The following is an 18,955-nucleotide window of genomic DNA, read 5'->3' on the forward strand; positions in this document are numbered from 1 at the left end:
AGCATGGCTTTGGACATCCTGATCGTCGACGACGAGGCCGACATTCGCGAACTGGTCGCGGGTGTGCTGGAGGATGAGGGTTATACCGCCCGCATGGCGCCCGACAGCGACGGCGCGCTGGCGGCGATCGCGGACCGGCGGCCGTCACTCGTCCTGCTCGACGTGTGGCTGCAGGGATCGCGGCTCGACGGGCTCGATCTGCTCGACGAAATCAAGCGGCGTGACCCGAGCCTGCCGGTGCTGATGATTTCGGGTCACGGCAATCTCGACACCGCGGTCGCCGCGATCCGGCGCGGCGCGGTGGACTTCATCGAAAAGCCGTTCGAGGCCGAACGCCTGCTGATGCTCGTCGGCCGCGCAACCGAGACCGAGGCGCTGCGGCGCGAGAATGCGACCCTCAAGGCCCAGATCGGGCAGGAAGAGGAACTGACCGGCAACAGCGCCGCGATCAACGGCATTCGCGCGACCCTGAAGCGTGTGGCTGCAACGGGCAGCCGCGTGCTGATCAGCGGTCCCGCCGGCGTCGGCAAGGAGGTTGCCGCGCGTCTGCTGCATTTGTGGAGCAACCGCGCCGATTCGCCCTTCATCGTCGTCTCCGCCGCACGGATGGAGCCGGAGCGGGTGGAGGAGGAATTGTTCGGGGTGGAGGAGGGCGGCGAACTTGTCCGTCCCGGCCTGCTCGAGCGCGCGCATGGCGGGACGTTGTTCCTCGACGAGATCGCCGACATGCCGGTGACGACGCAGGCGAAAATCCTGCGCGTGCTGACCGAACAGGCGTTCAGCCGCGTCGGCGGCACCCGCATCGTCAAGGTCGACGTGCGCGTCGTATCCGCCACGTCGCGCGATCTGCCGGCGGAGATCGAGGCGGGGCGTTTCCGCGAGGATCTCTATTACCGGCTCAACGTGGTGCCGGTGGTGATCCCGCCGCTCCACGAACGGCGCGACGACATTCCGGCTTTGGTCGATCATTTCGCCGCACGCTTCGCGTCCGAACGGCGCGTGCCGACCCCGACGGTCAGCGAGGATGCGGTGGGCGTGCTGCAGGCGTTCGAATGGCCGGGCAATGTCCGCCAGCTGCGCAACATCGTCGAACGCACGATCATCCTGGCACCGGGCGACCGGGTGAGCCGGATCGAGATCGACATGCTCCCGCCCGAAATCCTCAACGATCAGGCGCGGCTCGCGCCCGGAGAGGCGGCGCGATCGATCATGGGAACGCCGCTGAGGGAGGCGCGCGAGACATTCGAGCGCGAATATCTGCGCGTCCAGATCCGCCGCTTTTCGGGCAATATCTCGCGCACCGCCAGCTTCATCGGGATGGAACGGTCGGCGCTCCACCGCAAGCTCAAGACGCTCGGCCTCGCCGATGCGCGCGAGGGCGAAGAGGAAGAATGATCGCAATCCGGTGGGATGACGAAAAACAGACCGCTGTTGCCAAATTGCTGCATCTGCGAAGTGGACGCGCGTGCGTCCGCTCGCTATATGTCGGCCGTTCCCGTGTTGGGCGGGCGACGCACGACGCCATGCAAAGGCGCAGGAGCGGGCCACGACCCGCCAAGACCGGAGACCGGCACGATGGCCGACAACAAGGTCAATAATCTCCAGGATATTTTCCTGAACTCGGTTCGCAAGTCGAAGACCCCGGTGACGATGTTCCTCGTCAAGGGCGTCAAGCTCCAGGGCATCATCACTTGGTTCGACAATTTCTCGGTGCTGCTGCGCCGGGACGGCCAGTCGCAGCTGATCTACAAGCATGCGATCTCCACCGTGATGCCTTCGCACCCCGTCGACATCTCCGAAGTCGAAAAGGGCTTCGAGGAAAAGAAGTCGCACCTGCTGCAGGAAGTCTTCCTGAACGCCTGCCGCAAGGCGCGCGAGCCGGTGACGATGTTCCTCGTCAACGGCGTGATGCTCCAGGGCGAAATCGCGGCCTATGATCTGTTCTGCATGCTCCTGCGGCGCGATGGCCTGAGCCAGCTCGTTTACAAGCATGCGATCTCGACCGTTCAGCCGGCACACCCGCTGAATCTGGCCGAGGCTGATTCGGGCGACGATTGAGCGTTTTCAACCGGGGTGAGGACGACGGGTTCGGCCGCGGCGCGCGTGCGCTCGTGGCCTTGCCCGATCGTGCCGATCAGGCTTCGCAGCGATCGACCGACGCGCGCCTCGACGAGGCCGCCGGCCTTGCCGCGGCGATTGGCGTCGACGTGGTCGAAAGGCTCGCCTTCCGCCTGCGCGATCCCAAGCCCGCGACCCTGTTCGGTTCGGGGCAGGTCGATCAGATCGCGCTCGCGGCCCGCATGGCCGAGGCCGAACTCATCATCGTCGATGGCGCGCTGACCCCGATCCAGCAGCGCAATCTGGAAAAGGCGACCGAGGCGAAGGTCATCGATCGCACCGGGCTTATTCTCGAAATCTTCGGCGAGCGGGCGGCGACGGCGGAAGGTCGGCTGCAGGTCGAACTCGCGCATCTCGATTATCAGCAGGGCCGCCTGGTCCGCAGCTGGACCCACCTTGAGCGGCAACGCGGCGGCTTCGGCTTCCTCGGCGGTCCGGGCGAAACCCAGATCGAAGCCGACCGGCGCATGATCCGCGATCGGATGGCAAAGCTGCGCCGCGAGCTGGAGCAGGTGCGCCGCACGCGCGGGCTGCACCGTGCGCGCAGGCGGCGTGCGCCGTGGCCGGTGATCGCGCTGGTCGGCTATACCAATGCCGGCAAATCGACCCTGTTCAACCGGATGACCGGCGCTGACGTGATGGCGGAAAACCTGCTGTTCGCGACGCTGGATCCGACGATGCGGCAGATTTCGCTGCCTGGCCTCGACAAGGCGATCCTGAGCGACACGGTGGGCTTCGTATCGGACCTGCCGACCCAGCTCGTCGCCGCCTTCCGTGCGACGCTGGAGGAGGTAACGGGCGCGGATCTGATCGTCCATGTCCGCGACATCGCGCATCCCGACAGCGATGCGCAGGCGGCCGACGTGCTCGACGTGCTGGGCGGAATCGGCGTGGGACCGAAGGCGCCTGAAGGCGAAGAACCGGGGCCGCCGATCATCGAGGTCTGGAACAAGATCGACCTGCTCGACGCGGAGGAGCGCGCGGCGCTGCTGGCCGAGGCGGCGCGGCGCGAGGATGTCGCGACCCTGTCGGCCTGGTCGGGCGAGGGCGTCGAAAACCTGCGCCGCACCGTCTCCGATCTGCTGAGCAAGGGCGCCCACATTCACCGCCTCACCCTCGACGCCGCCGACGGCGCCGCGCTTGCGTGGCTGCACGCGCATGGCGAGGTGCTGGATCAGCAGGCCGATGGCGACCGGATCATTGTGGAGGTGCGGCTGTCGGATATCGACTACGGGCGCTTCGAAGCGCGGGACTGAGCGGCACCGCTCCCACACAAAAATCGTCATTGCGAGAAGCCGAAGGCGACGAAGCAATCCAGGCCCGCATTCGAGTTAGGTCGCGAGCCTCTGTCATGCGGGCCTGGATTGCTTCGCTACGCTCGCAATGACGAGTGGGAGGGGAGGGTAGGCGGCCTTACGCCGCCGCGTTCCAGCCGCTGATGGTTTCGCCCGCGATCGGCACGGCTTCGTCCTTGGCGCGAGCCAGGGTCGCTTCGGCATGGGCGACGAGGTCGTCGAGGTCGGCGTCGCGCTGGATATCGACGATATAGCCGACGCGCGCGGCGACATGGACGTCGCGGCCGGCGATGCCGTCGGATTTTTCGAGCGTCTGGACGATCTTGTGCGCAAGGATGTCGGCCTCGCGCGCCTGTCCGATCTCGCTCTGGACGATCAGGAAGTCGTCGCCGCCCAGCCGCGCCGAGAGGCAACCGCGGCCGATCCGCCCCAGCCGGCGCGATATGGCCTTGAGCACCGCGTCGCCGATCTGCTGGCCATGTTCCAGATTGACGTTGGCGAAGCCATCGATGTCGACGCGATGGATCGCGATCATCGCGCCGGTATCGGGCCGCGCGGCCAGGCTGGCGAAATGTTCGTCGAGCTGGAGGCGGTTGGGCAGTTCGGTCAGGTCGTCCTGCCGGTTGAGCGTTTCCAGGAGGCGGCGCATCTGGATCTCGTTCGACGCCGATCGATAACGCTGCATCATCGCGATGATGCCGCCGCCCAGGAACATCACGGTCAGGACGGCGGTGCCCAGATAGGCGCCCTCGCGCATCGCGATGCCGACGCCGATCAGCGGAATGATCGCGGCCAATATGCTCGTCACGCTGATCCACGGGCGCAGCGCCACCGTCGCCGCCACGCCCGCGCCATAGCCATAGACGAGTGCCACTATCGGCAGGCGCATATGATCGTCGAGCAGCAGGAAGGCGCGTGCGCAGAACAGGCCGAAGAAGATGGCGAAGGCGATATAGCTGGCGGCGAAGCAGCGTTCGATCGTGAACACGCGCTGCGGCTCGATCGTGTCGGAGAAGACAGATCGGCGATATCCGAACAGGGTGCCCAGCCGCCCCGCCGACGACGTGAGGCCCAGGATGAACAGGACCAGCAGTGGCAGATCATTGCTGTCGCGAACCACGAAATAACCGGCGCCCGCGAAGCTGATCGTCATGATTACGGCGGGGGCGGGGATGGCGAACAGCGACTGGATCAACTCGATCCGCGTGCCGAGCGACAGCCTCGACCCGCGATCGGGTGCGCGCAACAGGCGAGGCAGGATATGCGGCCGCAAAATTTCAGTCCCCCCGGATTCCGAGCCCGGATAGCGCAAAATCGTGATTTTTACAATGTTTTACAATTATATACGAAAGCCCTAACGTGCGTCGTTACTGACGCACATTCAGCGTCGCTTCCATGATATCAGCGCGGCCGGCGTTTCGCCTCAACCCACAGCTTTTCCTTGTCGTCCAGTGACATCGCAGGAAAATCGTCGCCGGCCATATCCTCCATCGATCGGAAGCGATGTTCGAACTTCGCGTTGGCCGCGCGCAGCGCGCCTTCCGGATCCACGCCGAACTTGCGCGCCCAGTTGACCACCGCGAACAGCAGATCGCCGATCTCCTCGGTCCGGGCGTCCTGATCGGGCGCGGTGACGACCTCGTCGATCTCCTCAACCACCTTCGCCTTCGCGCCATCGGGATCGGGCCAGTCGAAGCCGACGCGTGCGGCGCGCTTCTGCAGCTTTTCGGCGCGTAGCAAGGCGGGGAGGGCGGCGGTGACGCCGGCCAGCGCGCTCGCGTCCGCGCTCTTGCCCTTGCGTTCCTCGGCCTTGATCTCCTCCCAGCCGGGGCTGCTTCCGTCTCCGAAGACATGTGGGTGGCGGCGGATCATCTTCGCGCCGATCGAATCGAGCACGTCCTTCAGCGCGAAATGCCCGGCTTCCTCGGCCATGCGCGCGTGGAACACGACCTGAAGCTGCAGATCGCCCAGTTCGTCCTTCAGCGCCTCCATATCGGATCGCTCGATCGCGTCGGCGACTTCATAGGCTTCCTCGATCGTATAGGGCGCGATGGTGGCGAAGGTCTGTTCGACATCCCACGGGCAGCCGCGCTCCGGATCGCGCAGCCGCGCCATGATATCGCGAAGGTCTTCGATCATATTTTCGGTCTCCGGTGTCGATCCAAGGGTAAGCGGGCGGCGGCGGGTTGCCAATCCGGCGGGGGACCGCGAAAGAAGGTTGCAGTAAAACGCCGTTGGGGGACGGCCGACCGACGGGGGTGATGTGGCGTCAGCGGCCGGAACGGACGACAGGCACGGACGGATCGCGGCGTGGCTGATGCACATCGCCTGCGTGCTGGCCCTGTGCTGGCCCGCGATCGTCAACCGCCAGCCCTTCTATTTCGCCGACACGACATCCTATGTCCGCGCCGCCGACAGCGCGGTCTATCTGTTTTCGGGCAAGCGGATCGCGACCACGTGGACCGCGCATTATGCCCGTTCGCTCGATGCCCCCGCACCGGCGCCCGCCGCTGCGGCGCGGCCGGCGAAGGCTGCGAACGGCAACGATATCGCGCACGGCAATGTCATGGCGGGGCGATCACCTTATTTCGGCATGGCGCTTTGGATCGCCTATGTCGCGAGCGCCTTCTGGCTGTTCGTGCTGCTGCAGGCCGGGATCGCCTATGGCCTGATCCGTCAGTCGCTGCGGCTGCTGGGGCTGGCGCGCCCGACGATCGTCACAGGGACGGTGGCGCTGCTCGCGCTGCTGACGAGCCTGCCTTTCTTCGACGCGCTGCTGATGCCCGATGCGCTGACCGGCTTCGGGATCATCGCATTCCTCCTGCTGACGACCGAGAGGGGCAGGCTGGCGCGGTGGGAGCGAGTGCTGCTCATCCTGCTGATGGCGGCATCGGCGGTCGCGCATCTGACGCATATCGTGATCTTGCTGAGCATGGCCGCGCTGTTGGTGGCGATCGCGCTGGTCCGTCGCCGCCCGTTTGCGGAGATACGCCCTGCGATCGTCACAGCATCGATCGCCGTCGCGATCGGAATGGTCTCGGTGATCGTGACCAACATGGTCGTGGAGCGCACCTTTGGAAAGGAGCCACAGCTCGTCCCGCTGCTGACGGCGCGCTTCTTCGCCGACGGGCCGGGCGAAGCCTTCGTCGCGCGGGGATGCGATCCGCGCACCTTCGCGATCTGCGCCTTTCGCGACGCCCATCCGCGCGACGACAGCGAGTTTCTGTGGTCGACCGTGCCGGGGCGGGGAATCTTCCGGCTCGCCAGCCCGGAGGAACGGCGCGCGATGTCGGCGCAAGATACCGCCTTCGCGATTGCGGTGCTCAAGGCCTATTCGATTGCCCAGACGCACGCGATGCTGCGTAACAGCCTGTCGCAGCTCGTCCGTTTCGACGTCGGCATCAACTATGGCTGCGGCGATATCTCGCCCTGCTGGCCGTCGATCCCCGAACCCGAACATGCGCGGATGATGCGCAGCCTGAGCGGACAGAATGGCTGGCCGGTCGATGCGATCTGGGCGCTTCACAAGATTGTCGTCGCGGCATCGGTCCTCGGCCTTCTCGTCTGGATGGCGACGAGACCGTGGCGCCGCGACGGTGCGGAGCGCGATCTGGCGCTGTGGCTCGCGCTGTTCGCCGTCGCGATGCTGGTCAATGCAGTGCTGGGCGGGGCGGTGTCCGAACCGCAATGGCGCTATCAGGGGCGGATCGTGTGGATATTGCCGCTGTTCGCGTGGGTCGCATTGATGATTGCGCGTCGCAAAGCGAAGGGATGACAGGTCGTGACGCCATCGATATCACCGGATGCTATGCCATCGATCGCGGTCATCCTGCCCTGCTATAACGAAGAAGCGGCGATTGCCGCGACCGTGGAGGGCTTTCGCCAGGCGCTTCCGCAAGCGCGCATCTACGTCTTCGACAATAACAGCCGCGATCGCACGGTGGAGGTGGCGCGGGCCGCGGGTGCGATCGTCCGCACCGAACGGATGCAGGGTAAGGGCCATGTCGTCCGCCGCATGTTTTCGGACGTCGAGGCCGACATCTATGTGATGGCCGATGGCGACGCGACCTATGACGCCGCCGCGGCGCCCGCCCTTATCGCGATGATGCTCGACGAACGGCTCGACATGGTCGTCGGCGCGCGCAAGTCGGAGATTGAGGAGGCGTATCGCCGCGGCCATCGTACCGGCAACAAGGTGCTCACCGGGCTGCTCGCTTCGCTGTTCGGGCGCAGCTTCACCGACATTCTTTCGGGCTACCGCGTCTTTTCGCGCCGCTTCGTCAAAAGCTTCCCGGTGCTGAGCGCGGGTTTCGAGATCGAGACCGAGATCAGCGTCCACGCGCTCGAACTGCAGATGCCGGTGGGCGAGGTGATGACCGCCTATGGCGCACGGCCCGAAGGATCGACCTCGAAACTGTCGACCTATCGCGACGGCTGGCGGATCCTGCGGACGATCCTGACGCTCTATCGGGTCGAGCGGCCGATCATCTATTTCGGGGCGATCGGGGCGCTGCTGGCGTTGGCCGCGATCCTGTTCGCGATCCCGCTGGTCATCACCTATGTCCAGACCGGGCTGGTCCCGCGCATCCCCACCGCCTTGCTGTCGACCGGGCTGATGATCCTCGCGGTGCTGTCGGGCGCGTGCGGGCTGATCCTCGACACGGTCACGCGCGGGCGGCTCGAAGTGCGGCGGCTCGCTTATCTGAGTTTCCCCGCGCCGGGCGATCCCAACGCCTGACTTGCCAAGCGAGGCCGGTGCCTGTAGAGGCGCGCCTTCGATTTCCGGGCTGGTTGGAACCAGCCGCTCAAGCGGAGCCAAGTGCTATGAAAAAAGACATTCATCCCGATTACCACACGATCACCATCCAGCTGACCGACGGCAGCACGTATCAGACGCGCTCGACCTACGGTGCGGAGGGCGACACGCTCCTCCTCGACATCGATCCGTCGGTGCACCCGGCCTGGACCGGCGGCCGTGGCCAGATGCTCGACGCGGGCGGCCAGGTGGCTCGCTTCAACAAGCGCTTCGGCGGGCTCTCGCTCGGCAAGAAGTAAGCTTCGCAAGCGAACTGAAAATCGGGATGGCCGGGCCGAAAGCCCGGCCATTTCCATGTCGGGGACAGGTGAATGGCGCTTTCCAACTGGCGTAAGTTGCGTATCGCGGCCTTCTGGGCGACCACCGCCTTCACCTATGGCGCCGCGCTGATGCCGGGGGACGAAGCCCCCACGATGGGCGGCAGCGACAAGACCGATCACGTCGCCGCCTTTCTGACGCTGACCCTACTCGCGCGGCTTGCTTATCCTGCGGCGCCCCGCTGGCTGACCCTCCTCGGCCTGTCGATCTACGGCGCGTGGATCGAGATCAGCCAGGGCATGCCGATCTTCGGCCGCGATGCGAACATCTGGGACTGGGTGGCGGACAGCGCCGCGATCATCATCATGCTCCTGCTGGTCTGGCCGTTCGAAAAGCGGCTCCCCCGTCTGTTCGAACGATAGAGCGCTCAAGGGGTGGCCAAATCGGGCGAATAAGATTATTGCGCGCGTCCGTAATCTAATTTCGCGTGAGACTCGCCATGACCGCACCCTGGACCCTGCCCGATTTTGACGATCATGAGGGCCTGCATCTCTTTCGCGATGCGGCTTCGGGTCTGACCGCGATCATCGCGGTGCATTCGACGCACCTCGGCCCGGCGGCGGGTGGCACGCGTTTCTGGCATTATCCGAACGGCGATGACGCGATCGTCGACGCGCTGCGCCTGTCGCGCGGCATGAGCTTCAAGAATGCGATGGCCGGCCTGCCGATGGGCGGCGGCAAGGCCGTGATCCTGGCCGATACCATGCGCACCAAGACGCCCGAGATGCTCGCCGCCTTCGGTCGCGCGATCGACTCGCTGGGTGGTCGTTATGTGACGGCCGAGGATGTTGGCATGTCGGATGCGGATATGGTCGCGATCGCAAAGACGACGCGCCACGTCTCGGGCCTGCCCGTCGCCGCGGGCAGCGCGGGCGGCGATCCAGGGCCGACGACGGCGTTCGGCGTCTATCTGGGCGTGCTGGCCGCGATCAAGCGCGCGCTGGGCAAGGATAGCGCGCAGGGCGTCCATGTCGCGATCCAGGGCGTGGGCAGCGTCGGCGGCGGCCTTGCCCGTCGTCTCGCGGCCGATGGCGCGAAGCTGACGCTGGCCGATGCCGATGCGGCGCGTGCGGCGAAGCTGGCCGACGAACTGGGCGCGTCGCACGTTCCGGCCGCCGACATCCTGACGGTCGAGGCCGATGTGCTCAGCCCCTGCGCGCTGGGCGCGATCCTGACCGAGCAGTCGATCGCCGCGCTCCGCGTGCCGGTCGTGGCCGGTGGCGCGAACAACCAGCTGGCGACGCCGAACGACGCCGATCGCGTCCATGCGCGCGGCATTCTCTATGCGCCCGATTACGTCATCAACGCCGGCGGCATCATCAACGTCGCGCTCGAATATCTCGGCGAGGGCGACCGCGCCGAAGTCGAAGCGCGCGTCCGTCGCATCCCCGAGCGCCTGAACGACGTGTGGGCGGAAAGCGCCGCGAACGACGTTCCCGCCGCGATCGTCGCCGATCGCATGGCCAAGCGCCTGATCGGCCGGGGCTGAACCGCCCCGGCTGACTTCAGGGCTGCTTCGTCTCGAACTTGACGAGCAGGCTCTGCACCGAAGCCACAGGCGCACCGGCGGCATTGCGGGCGGGCGTGGGGCGATAGTCCTTCGCCAGAGCCTCGCACGCCGCCGGGCCGAGCGCCTCGACCGTCTGCATGAAGCGACGTCGTTCGCCCGCCGTCGACGCACAATGGCTGATCGCGCCATTGGCATCGACCATGAAAGCGACCTTCGCATATGCCGGGCTGACGACGCCCGCGGGCAGGCTGTCGACCTTGATGGTCAGCTTGGAGCGATCGGGCCGGCCCTTGCTGCCGGGCATCAGGAAGCTGACGAGGACGTCGTGCCGTGCGAAGGCGGCATTGCCCTGATCGTCCTTCGCGGGCTGGAAGCGCGCGCGCTTCATCACGATTTCGCAGACATCCTTGTCCAGCCCTTCGTGGACCGGCGTGTCGCAACGGATCGCAGTGCCATCGGGCGCGACGTCGATCGCATAGTCGAGCTGGCCCCGCCGCGTGACCTGCAGCGCGGTCTTCGGATGCTCCTTGCTGGTGAACCACATATTCGGTTCGACCGGCGTCGCGGGCACCACCGACGCCGCGATCAATATCGGTAACAAAGCCGCCATTTCAAACATCCCCCAACATCAGCGTGCCCCGCTGACCGGGCCATCGCATGCGGGCGGGTGGGTGACAATGGGGGCGATTTGGCCGGCGCGGATCAATTCTCCGCCGGCATCACCGGCACGATCGCATGGTCGGGATAGGGCATGATCATCGTGCCGTCCGGCGCCGCGGTGAAGGTGGTCTGGGTGGGATAGGCGAACTCGATCGCTTCCTTCGCGAACCGTTCGAGAATGCCTACGCAGACTTCATGCCGGGCGCGAGCGAAAATGGCGAACTCATCGCTCATCACATCCACCAGCACCTCAAAATCAAGGCTGGAGGCGCCAAACCCCGTCATGCCGCAGCGAAAGAGCTGGGCATGTTCCACGCCAGAGACGATCTCCTCGACGATCTCCGGGATGCGACGGCATGTCTCGGGGCTGGTCTGATAGATCACGCCGATTGCCAGCACCACGCGGCGACGCGGGAGCCGCGCGAGGTTGCGCACTTCCTTGTTCAGCAGATTGGCGTTGGAAATGACGACCTCTTCGCCCGTCACCGATCGAACGCGGGTCGTCTTGAGGCCGATTTCCTCGACGGTGCCGGTGGTCTGATCCCAGCCGATCGAATCACCGCGCCGGAAAGGCTTGTCGAACAGGATCGAAAGCGCCGCAAACAGATCGGAGAAGACGCCCTGCGCCGCCAGACCGATCGCGATGCCACCGACGCCCAGCGAGGCGACGAGGCCGGTCGTGTTGACCCCCATATTGTCGAGGATCAGCAGGATCGCGATCGCGAAACAGATCACGCTGACGAGCAGGCGGATGATGCCCACCGCGCTGCCCAGCGACGTCGAGGCTTCGTCCGATCCCGCGCGCTGCTCCACAGCGCCGATGATCAGTTCGCGAACCCAGATCGCACCCTGAATGGCTGCGGCGACGGTGAACAGGAAACGTACCGTGGTGTCGATCGCTTCGGGCGGGCGCGCATATCCGCTGACCAGCCGGGCTGCGAGCATCACTATGAAGAAGAGATTGGTGCGGGCGACCGCGCGGCCGATGATCGCCGGCCAATGCCCGCGCATTCCGTCATTGCGGCATAGCCGAAGCCCCAACATACGGATGCCGTACAACGCCGCGATGATGATCGCGCCGACCGTCGCGGCTATGGCGATCCCCAGAAAGTTGATCGAGATCCAATGGAGCGTCTGATCCCAGAGCATCCGGAGATCGTGCGAGGACTGGAGGAGGGGTGTGAAGCCTTCGACCAGGGGATCGCCTTTTTTAGCAGTCATCAATCTTCCGCCAGATGCCTAACTCAACTTGGGCGGCCCATCGGTTTGGGCGCCGCTTTAGGGCCCCAACGTGGGCCGGTGGGGGATCGTTCCGGTTCCGGCTCGTCAAAATCGTCCTCGTCATCCTCCGGGTTCGGCAGATATTGGCCATCCGGAGACTGGCGACCCTTGCGGACGCGGAACGGATTCCACGCTCTTTTGCGGATATGCCGCTGCACATAGACATCGAAGCCGATCTCTACCGCGACGATCAGATAGATGAAGGGCTGCAGCGCGATGCCGACGAAGGATGCGCCGAGCAGGTAGATAAGGTGGGCGTGCTGAAGCGAGGCGGCGAGTGGCGATACCCACGCATCCTCACCCAAATTATTCCGGTAGGCGCGTCTGATCAGCTCCATGCGGATGATGCCGGTCAGGTGGATCAGCAGGAACAGGATGACGCCCAGATAGCCCTGTTCGCCCAGCATTTCGAAATAGCTGTTGTGGAAGGCGCGGCCCTGATCATAGCCGACGACGTTCACGGTCGTGCCGTCGGCCGTCTTGTACGACATGTTGATCGTCAGCTTGTTGGCCAGATAGACGTCGAAGCCGCCGCCGAACGGATGTTCCTTCACATAGTCGATCGTCCATTTCCACACGGCAAGGCGCGTGCTGGCCGAAGCATCGCCCTTATAGCCGGCGATCGTTTCCATGCGCGAACTGAACGAACTGGGCAGCATCGGGATGGCGATGATCGACGCCGCCGCGACGATCGCGATGTAGCGCATCCGATGTTTGGCGGCGCGCAGCTCCAGCAGGATCATGAACGCGATGCAGACGAGGCCGGTGCGCGCCTGCGTGCCGATCGGGATCATCAGATTGGCGAAGACCAGCGCGTAGCAATAGAGCCGCGTCCACGGCCCGCGCGGGAAGATCGTGCCATATTTCGAATACCACAGGATCAGCGGGATCATGCAGATCGCGACGGCGGAGATGATGCTGCCTTCGTACAGGCCGCTATTGTTGCTCACCATCAGGTTGAGCGTGCCATAGCCGCCGCCGCCCGCCAGCGTCTTGACGCCGCCGACCACGGTGATCGCCGATAGCGATACGATCATGAACACCAGCACGAGTTCGATCCGCTGGCGCGTGTAGAGCGTCATCGGCAGGAAGATCGCGAAGACCAGCGCCTTCCACACCCAGTCCCATTTCACGATCGCCGATGAATAGAAGACGGCGTTCCACGTCGTGATGCCGCACAAGGCGAGCAGCATGATCAGCATCACCTGCCGCGCGGAAAAGACGAGTTCCTTCTTATTGTCCGCCATCGCCCAGCCGAGGAAGGCGGCGATGAAGAAGATCAGCGAGATCGGGATCGAGCTGAGCAGGTAGAAGGCCAGGCGCTGCGGCGAGACGATGTCGATATAGATATAGCCGCAGGTGAACAGGAACGGCCGCCGCAACGCCAGCACCGTCAATCCCATCATGAAGACGATGAGGAATATGTCACGCACGGCGGCGTTTGCCTGATGGGTCGAGTCCGAACGGTCGCGCCTTCGGCCCGACCTGCTTGAACTGGCGCTTCGATCGCTGCGGTTCGGTATTGAGATCGGGCGAGTTGAACACGCGCAACGCCGCCCATGCGAGCAACAGGTGGGCGAGGATCAGCGTTCCGGTGTCAATCATCGTAACATCTTCCTACCCGCTTTCGCAGCGCGCCGAAACAGGTTGACAAGGCATGGGGCGTCATGCGCCCTGCTGCCCTATGAAGATCCTGCACATCCTCGATCATAGCCTGCCGATCCACAGCGGCTACACCTTTCGCACGCGCGCCATCCTGAAGTCGCAAATCGCGATGGGATGGGAGGTCGCGGGGGTGACGGGGCCGCGCTACAACAAGCCCGATCCCGATCCGGAAATCGAGGAGGGGCTGACCTTCTATCGCACTGCGCCGGTGAAGAAGGCGATCGCGCCTTTCGGTGAGCTGCGTGAGGTGAAGGCGCTGGCCGATCGGGTGATCGCGGTCGCGCGCGAATGGAAGCCCGATCTGCTCCACGCCCATTCGCCTGCGCTCGACGGGCTTGCGGGGCTGCGCGCGGCCAAGGCGCTCAAGCTGCCGCTGGTCTATGAGATTCGCGCCTTCTGGGAAGATGCGGCGGTCGGTAACGGGACGGGCACCGAGGGTTCGGCGATCTACCGCCTGACCCGCGCGGTCGAATCGCATGTGGTGAAGAATGCCGATGCGGTCGCGGTGATCTGCGAAGGGCTGAAGGGCGATCTGATCGCGCGCGGGACGCCCGCGAACAAGGTGATGGTGTCGCCGAACGGGGTCGATCTGGAGCTGTTCGGCGAAATCCCGCCGCCCGATCTGGACCTCGCCGCGAAGCTGGGGATCGAGCCGGGGGATATCATCGGCTTCATCGGATCCTTCTACGATTATGAAGGGCTCGACGATCTGATCGCCGCGATGCCCATGATCGTCGCGCGGCGGCCCAAGGCGCAACTGCTGCTGGTCGGCGGCGGGCCAATGGAGGCGGCGCTGAAGACGCAGGCCGAGGCATCGGGCGTCGCCGCGAACATCCACTTCATCGGCCGCGTGCCGCACACCGAGGTCGAGCGTTATTACAGCCTGATCGACGTGCTGGCCTATCCGCGCAAGTCGATGCGGCTGACCGATCTGGTCACTCCGCTCAAGCCGCTGGAGGCGATGGCGCAGCGCCGGCTGGTCGCGGCGTCGGACGTGGGCGGGCACAAGGAACTGATCGAGGACGGCGTGACCGGCACTTTGTTCGCCGCCGACGATCCCGCCGCGCTCGCCAAATCGGTCGCCGACATGCTCGACGATCGCAGCGGGTGGGAAGCGATGCGCGATCGGGGCAGGGCGTTCGTCGAGCGCGAGCGCAACTGGGGTGTGAACGTTGCGCGCTATCGCCCGGTTTACGAAAAACTGATCGGACCCCGATGATCATGCATTCGTTTTCAACCCGAATTAAACACATCCTGCGTTAAGGGGGCTCGCTGGATCGTCATGGGTGCGCTGGTGGTACGAAAGAAGAAGAGCATCGGTCGGGTTACGAGCCTGGTGATGGGCATATCGCTGGCGCTGCTAATGGGCGCGGCGGTGGCCTTCCTGGTGTTCGCGCTGCCGCAGGAGGCGCTGGAACGGCTGACGACGATGTCGCGCCTGTCCAAGCTGATGGTCGAGGCGGAGCCGCCGATCTCCGCGAGCGACCGCGCTTTGCTGGCGGCGCTGGCGGGCATCGCGACCGCGGGCGTAGGCTGGGTGCTGGTCGATTGGCTGCTGTTCGGTAAGGCGATGCTCTCCCTGATCTTCCGTTCGCGCCGCGACGACGATTATGAGGATTATGATGCGGGCCACGGGCCGGCGCCGATCGACTTCGGCCCGCTGCCCGGCGCGCGCCCGGCGGCACCCCCGGCGCTACCGCAGATCGATACGCGCCGCCCGCTCTCGGCGATGACCGACATCGGCGAGCCGACCGGCCTGACTACGCCGGCCGCCGTAAGTCCCGCGGTGGACGAACTGCTGCCGCCGCTCGATCAGCTTCTGCCCGGCGTGCCGCCTGCGCCGCGCGCACCGACGCAGCCGCCGGCACCGACACTGAACCTCGACATGAGCGCGCTGGCGCCCGATCCGCAGCCGGAGATTGTTCCCGAAGCGCCGATCATGCCGCAGCCGTTCGTGGCCGAAACGCCAATGCCGGAGCTTTCGGTGCCCGAGCCGATCATCCCCGCGCCCGTTCCGCTCGATCCGTTCGCGGCGCGCCCGGCTCCGACGCCCGAGGCACCGATCGCGCCTGCGCCGTCGCAGCTGCTCGCGTCGCCGCTGACGCAAAATCCGTTCGCGGCCCCGTCGCTGGCGGCGCCTGCCGTGTCGAACCCCTTCGCGCAGAACCCGTTCGCAGCGCCGTCGCTCGTGCCGCCCGTCGCACCTGCGCCGGTGATGCAGCCGCCGGTCGCGCCACCGCCTCCGCCGCCCGCACCCGAACCGGTGATGGCGCCGCCGCCGCCGGTCATGGCGCCTCCGCCTCCGCCCGAGCCTGTGGCGCCTCCGCCGCCGCCCCCGGTGGTCGAACAGGCGCCGCGTTTCCATGCGCCGGTGCCGGCGTCGCTCGATCAGGCGCCGCTCGGCGATCTGCTGGCGCGGCTCGAGCGCGGCATGGCGACCCGCCGTACGCCCGCGGCCTTGCCGGCGCCCACGCCGGTCATGGCACCGCCGCCGCCTCCGGTCGTGACGCCGCCCGCTCCGGTGATGGCGCCGCCGCCTCCGCCGCCCGCACCTGTCGCACCGCCGCCTGTACAGGCCGCGCCGGTCGAACGCCCGGCCGCACCGGCCTGGGTCGCGCCGGTTCCGCAGCCGCCGCAGCCGGCCCCTGTTTCGGCGCCGACGCCCGCGACCGATATCTGGCCGGCCGCCGTGCAGCCCGTGGCGCCCGCACCGGCGCCGCCGGTCGAACCGCCGGTGATCGGCGGGCCGATGCCGATCGCCTCCACGCCGGTCGCCCCGACGCCGCTGCGCGTGGATATGGCGCGCCCGGTCACGCCGCCCAAGCCTGCCAATGTGCTCGACGGCGATGCGATGCTCGACGAACCGCTGCACATGGCGCTCGAAAAGCTGCGCGAACTGGTGCGCAAGCACGGCTGATTTCGTCGAATGTTGTCAATCTTGTCACTACGTCATCGTCGGAGAACGGCCCTCACAGCTCGACCGTGAGGGCTTCGACTTCGAACAGCCAGCCGCGATCCGACGCGCTGATCTCACCGATCAGGATGTCCGCGACCAGATGATCGCGCGGCGGAAAGTCGATGTCGCCGATCGTCGCGATCAGCGGGGCGGGATCGGCCGAACTCCGCAATCGCAACCGGTGACGCCCGCCCGTAAAGGTGATGCTCGCCCAGTCGATGGTCTCACGCTCGACCAGTTCGATCGCGCCGCCCAGTGTCTTCGCCAGGCCGCGCAGGATGATGCGAACCGGATCGTTCATCGCGCCACCTCGCTCTGCCGATCGGCGATATAGGCAAGGACGCGCGCGCTCATCCGTGCGCCCGGTTGCCGCCCGCGTCGCAGATCGTGCACGAGGCGCGGATCGCGCACGGCGTCGCGCCCGAAGCGGGTAGGGGGCACCCCGCTGGCCTTCAGATAGCGGTCAATTGTGGTCAGCAGGTGCATCGCGGCCTCCGTGGTCGATTCGAATGTTCTGTTTATGTTCTCATTCTCGATTTCCTACTTGTCTAGGAAAAGTCCTATCATATAATCGCCGATATGGAGGATGAAGCCCGACAGGCGCTCGATGCCCTGATCCGCGAGAGGGGCGAGGATTATAGCTCGTTGTCGCGGCTAATCGGGCGCAATCCGGCCTATATCCAGCAGTTCATCAAGCGCGGAACGCCGCAGCGGCTGGCCGAAGCCGATAGGAAAATCCTCGCATCCTATTTTCGCGTGGCTGAGGAAATTCTGGGCGGCCCAGCGGTTGCGCCTGCGCCGGTCGTGGCGGCGGCGGGATCACGGCGCGCGCGACAGGCCGATCTGGTGACGGTGCCGCGCATCGATGTCGGTGCGTCGGCGGGGCCGGGCGGCTTCGTCGATACGGAGGAGGCGCGCCCGCGGCTGGCGTTCGACGCGCGGCTGCTGCGCGAGCTGGCAGGGGGCGGGACCGACGGCCTGTCGATGATCCGCGTCGCGGGCGATTCGATGGAGCCGACATTGGTCGATGGCGACGATATCCTAGTCGACCGCGCCGACGCCGCGAACCGGCTGCGCGAGGGCATCTATGTGCTGCGCATCGACGGAATGCTGATCGTCAAGCGGATCGAGCGGACGGGCGCGGGCTTCGTCGTGCGCAGCGACAATCGCGAACGTTATCCGGCCGAATGGGCGTGCAATCCGGAGACGGTCGACGTGGTCGGCCGGGTGCTGTGGACGGGACGGCGGCTCCGCTAACCCTTCCAGCGCGGCTGGGCCAGATCGCCGGCCGCGACGATGCCGGGCCGGGCGGCGGCGACTGCGTGAAGCCGATTGACCAGAGCGAGCGCGGTGGCCGCGCCGCTGGCATTGTAGGCGCCGGTCGGCATGGCGCCGGGCACGAAGCTTTCGCGGGCATCGAAGACGCAGCGCAGCGAGGGGCGGCCCTCGATCGTCACTTCCCAGCGCGTATCGCCGTCCATCTCGCCCGATTTCGGCCAGCCTTCGGCCAGATCGAAGCCGACGACCCAATAGGTGTTCTGTACGATGCGCTCGACGCCGTCCTTGATCCCCACCCAGCGCCAGCGTTGCCCGGCGACGGTGCCGGCCTCGATCCGCCCGACCTGCAGTTCGAGCGCGCGCGGCGTGGTGACGAGTTCGCGGGTCGAGCGGATCTCGTCGAGATCCATGCCCAGGCCGTGGGCGAGCCCGGCGATCGAGGCTTCGAAGAAGCCCACCATCGTCGCCAGTTCGGCGACCTTGCCCGATGCGAAATCCTCCGGCGTGTGGCCGAAGCCCATCATCGCCAGCGTCCCCTGGTTCGGGTAGCGCGAGCAATCGGCATATTCGTCGATCCGGATCACGTCCCACGTGCCACTGAGCGAGCTGAGCGTGAGGACCAGCACTTCATCGACGAAGCCGGGATTCTGGCCCGATACGAAGAAGCTGGCGCCGCCCGCTTTACCGGCCTTCTCCAGCCGGCGTGCGGCCTCTTTGTCGTTCCACGCCGGGAACATGAAGCCGGCCGAGGTGAGCACGTCGACGCCGCGCGACAGGAATCCGCAGATGACGTCCAGATTGGGCTGGCGCACCATATAGACGACCGCGTCGGCATCGGTGGCCAGCAGTGCGGCCATATCGTTGGTGGCGCGGATGCCGGTGTCGGGAAACCCCGCGAAGTCGCCGGCATCGCGGCCGACATTGGCATCGCTATGCGCGTAGAGGCCGACCAGTTCAAGGTCGTCGCGCTCTATGATCGCGCGCAACCCCTCCTTACCGGCCAGGCCCGCTCCACATTGGATGATCCGCAACGGCCGTCGGTCCACGTCGATCCCCTC

At 66.0% G+C, this 18,955-nt stretch carries 20 protein-coding genes; 11 read left to right on the plus strand and 9 right to left on the minus strand.

Annotated elements, in window-relative coordinates:
- The first annotated feature begins 3 nt into the window (after nt 1-3).
- The 3 genes from ntrX (at nt 4) to hflX (ending at nt 3,374) form a co-directional block, all read left to right on the plus strand.
- Nucleotides 4-1,395 (plus strand): nitrogen assimilation response regulator NtrX, encoded by a 1,392-nt coding sequence (gene ntrX, locus EOD43_RS09315; RefSeq protein WP_127743203.1) that lies wholly within the window; start codon nt 4-6, stop codon nt 1,393-1,395.
- 180 nt (nt 1,396-1,575) lie between these two features.
- A complete protein-coding gene (gene hfq, locus EOD43_RS09320) occupies nt 1,576-2,058 on the plus strand; it encodes an RNA chaperone Hfq (protein ID WP_127743204.1) in 483 nt (160 codons plus the stop codon).
- Complete coding sequence (gene hflX / locus EOD43_RS09325) at nt 2,055-3,374, plus strand: GTPase HflX (RefSeq protein WP_127743205.1); 1,320 nt, start codon at nt 2,055-2,057, stop codon at nt 3,372-3,374. The genes hfq and hflX overlap by 4 nt, the downstream gene beginning before the upstream one ends.
- Before the next feature lie 157 nt (nt 3,375-3,531).
- Here hflX and EOD43_RS09330 read toward each other — a convergent pair whose 3' ends face one another.
- Both EOD43_RS09330 and mazG read right to left on the minus strand, forming a co-directional pair.
- Nucleotides 3,532-4,686, minus strand: coding sequence for a GGDEF domain-containing protein (locus EOD43_RS09330; RefSeq protein WP_164857170.1), 1,155 nt, complete (start codon nt 4,684-4,686; stop codon nt 3,532-3,534).
- A 128-nt stretch (nt 4,687-4,814) separates the two neighbouring features.
- Entirely contained in the window at nt 4,815-5,552 is a 738-nt protein-coding gene (gene mazG / locus EOD43_RS09335; protein ID WP_127743207.1) for a nucleoside triphosphate pyrophosphohydrolase, read from the minus strand.
- A gap of 124 nt (nt 5,553-5,676) precedes the next feature.
- Between mazG and EOD43_RS09340 the strand changes: the two genes are divergently transcribed.
- The 5 genes from EOD43_RS09340 (at nt 5,677) to EOD43_RS09360 (ending at nt 10,036) form a co-directional block, all read left to right on the plus strand.
- The gene (locus EOD43_RS09340; protein WP_240653128.1) at nt 5,677-7,188 is read left to right on the plus strand and encodes a hypothetical protein; all 1,512 of its coding nucleotides are present in this window, start codon (nt 5,677-5,679) and stop codon (nt 7,186-7,188) included.
- Nucleotides 7,189-7,221: 33 nt separating this feature from the next.
- A complete protein-coding gene (locus EOD43_RS09345; RefSeq protein ID WP_127743208.1) occupies nt 7,222-8,151 on the plus strand; it encodes a glycosyltransferase family 2 protein in 930 nt (309 codons plus the stop codon).
- Nucleotides 8,152-8,237: 86 nt separating this feature from the next.
- Complete coding sequence (rpmE, locus tag EOD43_RS09350) at nt 8,238-8,468, plus strand: 50S ribosomal protein L31 (RefSeq protein WP_127743209.1); 231 nt, start codon at nt 8,238-8,240, stop codon at nt 8,466-8,468.
- Between the two features lie 72 nt (nt 8,469-8,540).
- Entirely contained in the window at nt 8,541-8,909 is a 369-nt protein-coding gene (locus EOD43_RS09355) for a VanZ family protein (protein ID WP_127743210.1), read from the plus strand.
- A gap of 77 nt (nt 8,910-8,986) precedes the next feature.
- Complete coding sequence (locus EOD43_RS09360; protein WP_127743211.1) at nt 8,987-10,036, plus strand: Glu/Leu/Phe/Val family dehydrogenase; 1,050 nt, start codon at nt 8,987-8,989, stop codon at nt 10,034-10,036.
- 16 nt (nt 10,037-10,052) lie between these two features.
- Here the strand turns inward: EOD43_RS09360 and EOD43_RS09365 are convergent, their stop codons facing one another.
- The 4 genes from EOD43_RS09365 to EOD43_RS09380 form a co-directional block, all read right to left on the minus strand.
- Complete coding sequence (locus tag EOD43_RS09365) at nt 10,053-10,667, minus strand: hypothetical protein (protein WP_127743212.1); 615 nt, start codon at nt 10,665-10,667, stop codon at nt 10,053-10,055.
- Nucleotides 10,668-10,759: 92 nt separating this feature from the next.
- Nucleotides 10,760-11,938 carry a mechanosensitive ion channel family protein gene (locus tag EOD43_RS09370; RefSeq protein WP_127743213.1) on the minus strand — a complete coding sequence of 393 codons (1,179 nt, stop codon included), beginning with the start codon at nt 11,936-11,938 and terminating at the stop codon, nt 10,760-10,762.
- Between the two features lie 23 nt (nt 11,939-11,961).
- Nucleotides 11,962-13,431: a DUF5935 domain-containing protein gene (locus tag EOD43_RS09375; RefSeq protein WP_127743214.1), complete on the minus strand. Its 1,470-nt coding sequence runs from the start codon at nt 13,429-13,431 to the stop codon at nt 11,962-11,964.
- On the minus strand, nt 13,424-13,603 hold the full coding sequence (locus EOD43_RS09380) for a hypothetical protein (RefSeq protein WP_127743215.1): 180 nt from the start codon (nt 13,601-13,603) through the stop codon (nt 13,424-13,426). The genes EOD43_RS09375 and EOD43_RS09380 overlap by 8 nt, the downstream gene beginning before the upstream one ends.
- A gap of 79 nt (nt 13,604-13,682) precedes the next feature.
- Between EOD43_RS09380 and EOD43_RS09385 the strand changes: the two genes are divergently transcribed.
- Nucleotides 13,683-14,882, plus strand: a complete 1,200-nt coding sequence (locus EOD43_RS09385; RefSeq protein WP_127743216.1) for a TIGR04063 family PEP-CTERM/XrtA system glycosyltransferase — start codon at nt 13,683-13,685, stop codon at nt 14,880-14,882.
- 75 nt (nt 14,883-14,957) lie between these two features.
- Complete coding sequence (locus tag EOD43_RS09390; RefSeq protein WP_127743217.1) at nt 14,958-16,580, plus strand: hypothetical protein; 1,623 nt, start codon at nt 14,958-14,960, stop codon at nt 16,578-16,580.
- 52 nt (nt 16,581-16,632) lie between these two features.
- On the opposite strand, the gene EOD43_RS09395 is transcribed toward EOD43_RS09390, so the two are convergent.
- Both EOD43_RS09395 and EOD43_RS09400 read right to left on the minus strand, forming a co-directional pair.
- Nucleotides 16,633-16,920, minus strand: a complete 288-nt coding sequence (locus EOD43_RS09395) for a hypothetical protein (RefSeq protein WP_127743218.1) — start codon at nt 16,918-16,920, stop codon at nt 16,633-16,635.
- A complete protein-coding gene (locus EOD43_RS09400; RefSeq protein WP_127743219.1) occupies nt 16,917-17,105 on the minus strand; it encodes a hypothetical protein in 189 nt (62 codons plus the stop codon). Before EOD43_RS09400 ends, EOD43_RS09395 begins: the two co-directional genes overlap by 4 nt.
- A gap of 93 nt (nt 17,106-17,198) precedes the next feature.
- Between EOD43_RS09400 and EOD43_RS09405 the strand changes: the two genes are divergently transcribed.
- A complete protein-coding gene (locus tag EOD43_RS09405) occupies nt 17,199-17,876 on the plus strand; it encodes a S24 family peptidase (protein ID WP_127743220.1) in 678 nt (225 codons plus the stop codon).
- On the opposite strand, the gene EOD43_RS09410 is transcribed toward EOD43_RS09405, so the two are convergent.
- Complete coding sequence (locus tag EOD43_RS09410; protein WP_127743221.1) at nt 17,873-18,943, minus strand: NAD(P)H-dependent amine dehydrogenase family protein; 1,071 nt, start codon at nt 18,941-18,943, stop codon at nt 17,873-17,875. The genes EOD43_RS09405 and EOD43_RS09410 overlap by 4 nt on opposite strands.
- Nucleotides 18,944-18,955 lie beyond the last annotated feature (12 nt).

This window comes from Sphingomonas crocodyli, from assembly GCF_004005865.1.
GTDB classification, from domain to species: Bacteria; Pseudomonadota; Alphaproteobacteria; order Sphingomonadales; family Sphingomonadaceae; genus Rhizorhabdus; species Rhizorhabdus crocodyli.

Excerpts from the sequence above, each read along its gene's own strand:
- ntrX (WP_127743203.1), top strand. The coding sequence starts at position 4 with ATGGCTTTGGACATCCTGATCGTCGACGACGAGGCCGACATTCGCGAA.
- hfq (WP_127743204.1), top strand. The coding sequence starts at position 1,576 with ATGGCCGACAACAAGGTCAATAATCTCCAGGATATTTTCCTGAACTCG.
- mazG (WP_127743207.1), bottom strand. The coding sequence starts at position 5,552 with ATGATCGAAGACCTTCGCGATATCATGGCGCGGCTGCGCGATCCGGAG.
- EOD43_RS09345 (WP_127743208.1), top strand. The coding sequence starts at position 7,222 with ATGCCATCGATCGCGGTCATCCTGCCCTGCTATAACGAAGAAGCGGCG.
- rpmE (WP_127743209.1), top strand. The coding sequence starts at position 8,238 with ATGAAAAAAGACATTCATCCCGATTACCACACGATCACCATCCAGCTG.
- EOD43_RS09355 (WP_127743210.1), top strand. The coding sequence starts at position 8,541 with ATGGCGCTTTCCAACTGGCGTAAGTTGCGTATCGCGGCCTTCTGGGCG.
- EOD43_RS09360 (WP_127743211.1), top strand. The coding sequence starts at position 8,987 with ATGACCGCACCCTGGACCCTGCCCGATTTTGACGATCATGAGGGCCTG.
- EOD43_RS09365 (WP_127743212.1), bottom strand. The coding sequence starts at position 10,667 with ATGGCGGCTTTGTTACCGATATTGATCGCGGCGTCGGTGGTGCCCGCG.
- EOD43_RS09370 (WP_127743213.1), bottom strand. The coding sequence starts at position 11,938 with ATGACTGCTAAAAAAGGCGATCCCCTGGTCGAAGGCTTCACACCCCTC.
- EOD43_RS09380 (WP_127743215.1), bottom strand. The coding sequence starts at position 13,603 with ATGATTGACACCGGAACGCTGATCCTCGCCCACCTGTTGCTCGCATGG.
- EOD43_RS09385 (WP_127743216.1), top strand. The coding sequence starts at position 13,683 with ATGAAGATCCTGCACATCCTCGATCATAGCCTGCCGATCCACAGCGGC.
- EOD43_RS09395 (WP_127743218.1), bottom strand. The coding sequence starts at position 16,920 with ATGAACGATCCGGTTCGCATCATCCTGCGCGGCCTGGCGAAGACACTG.
- EOD43_RS09400 (WP_127743219.1), bottom strand. The coding sequence starts at position 17,105 with ATGCACCTGCTGACCACAATTGACCGCTATCTGAAGGCCAGCGGGGTG.
- EOD43_RS09405 (WP_127743220.1), top strand. The coding sequence starts at position 17,199 with ATGGAGGATGAAGCCCGACAGGCGCTCGATGCCCTGATCCGCGAGAGG.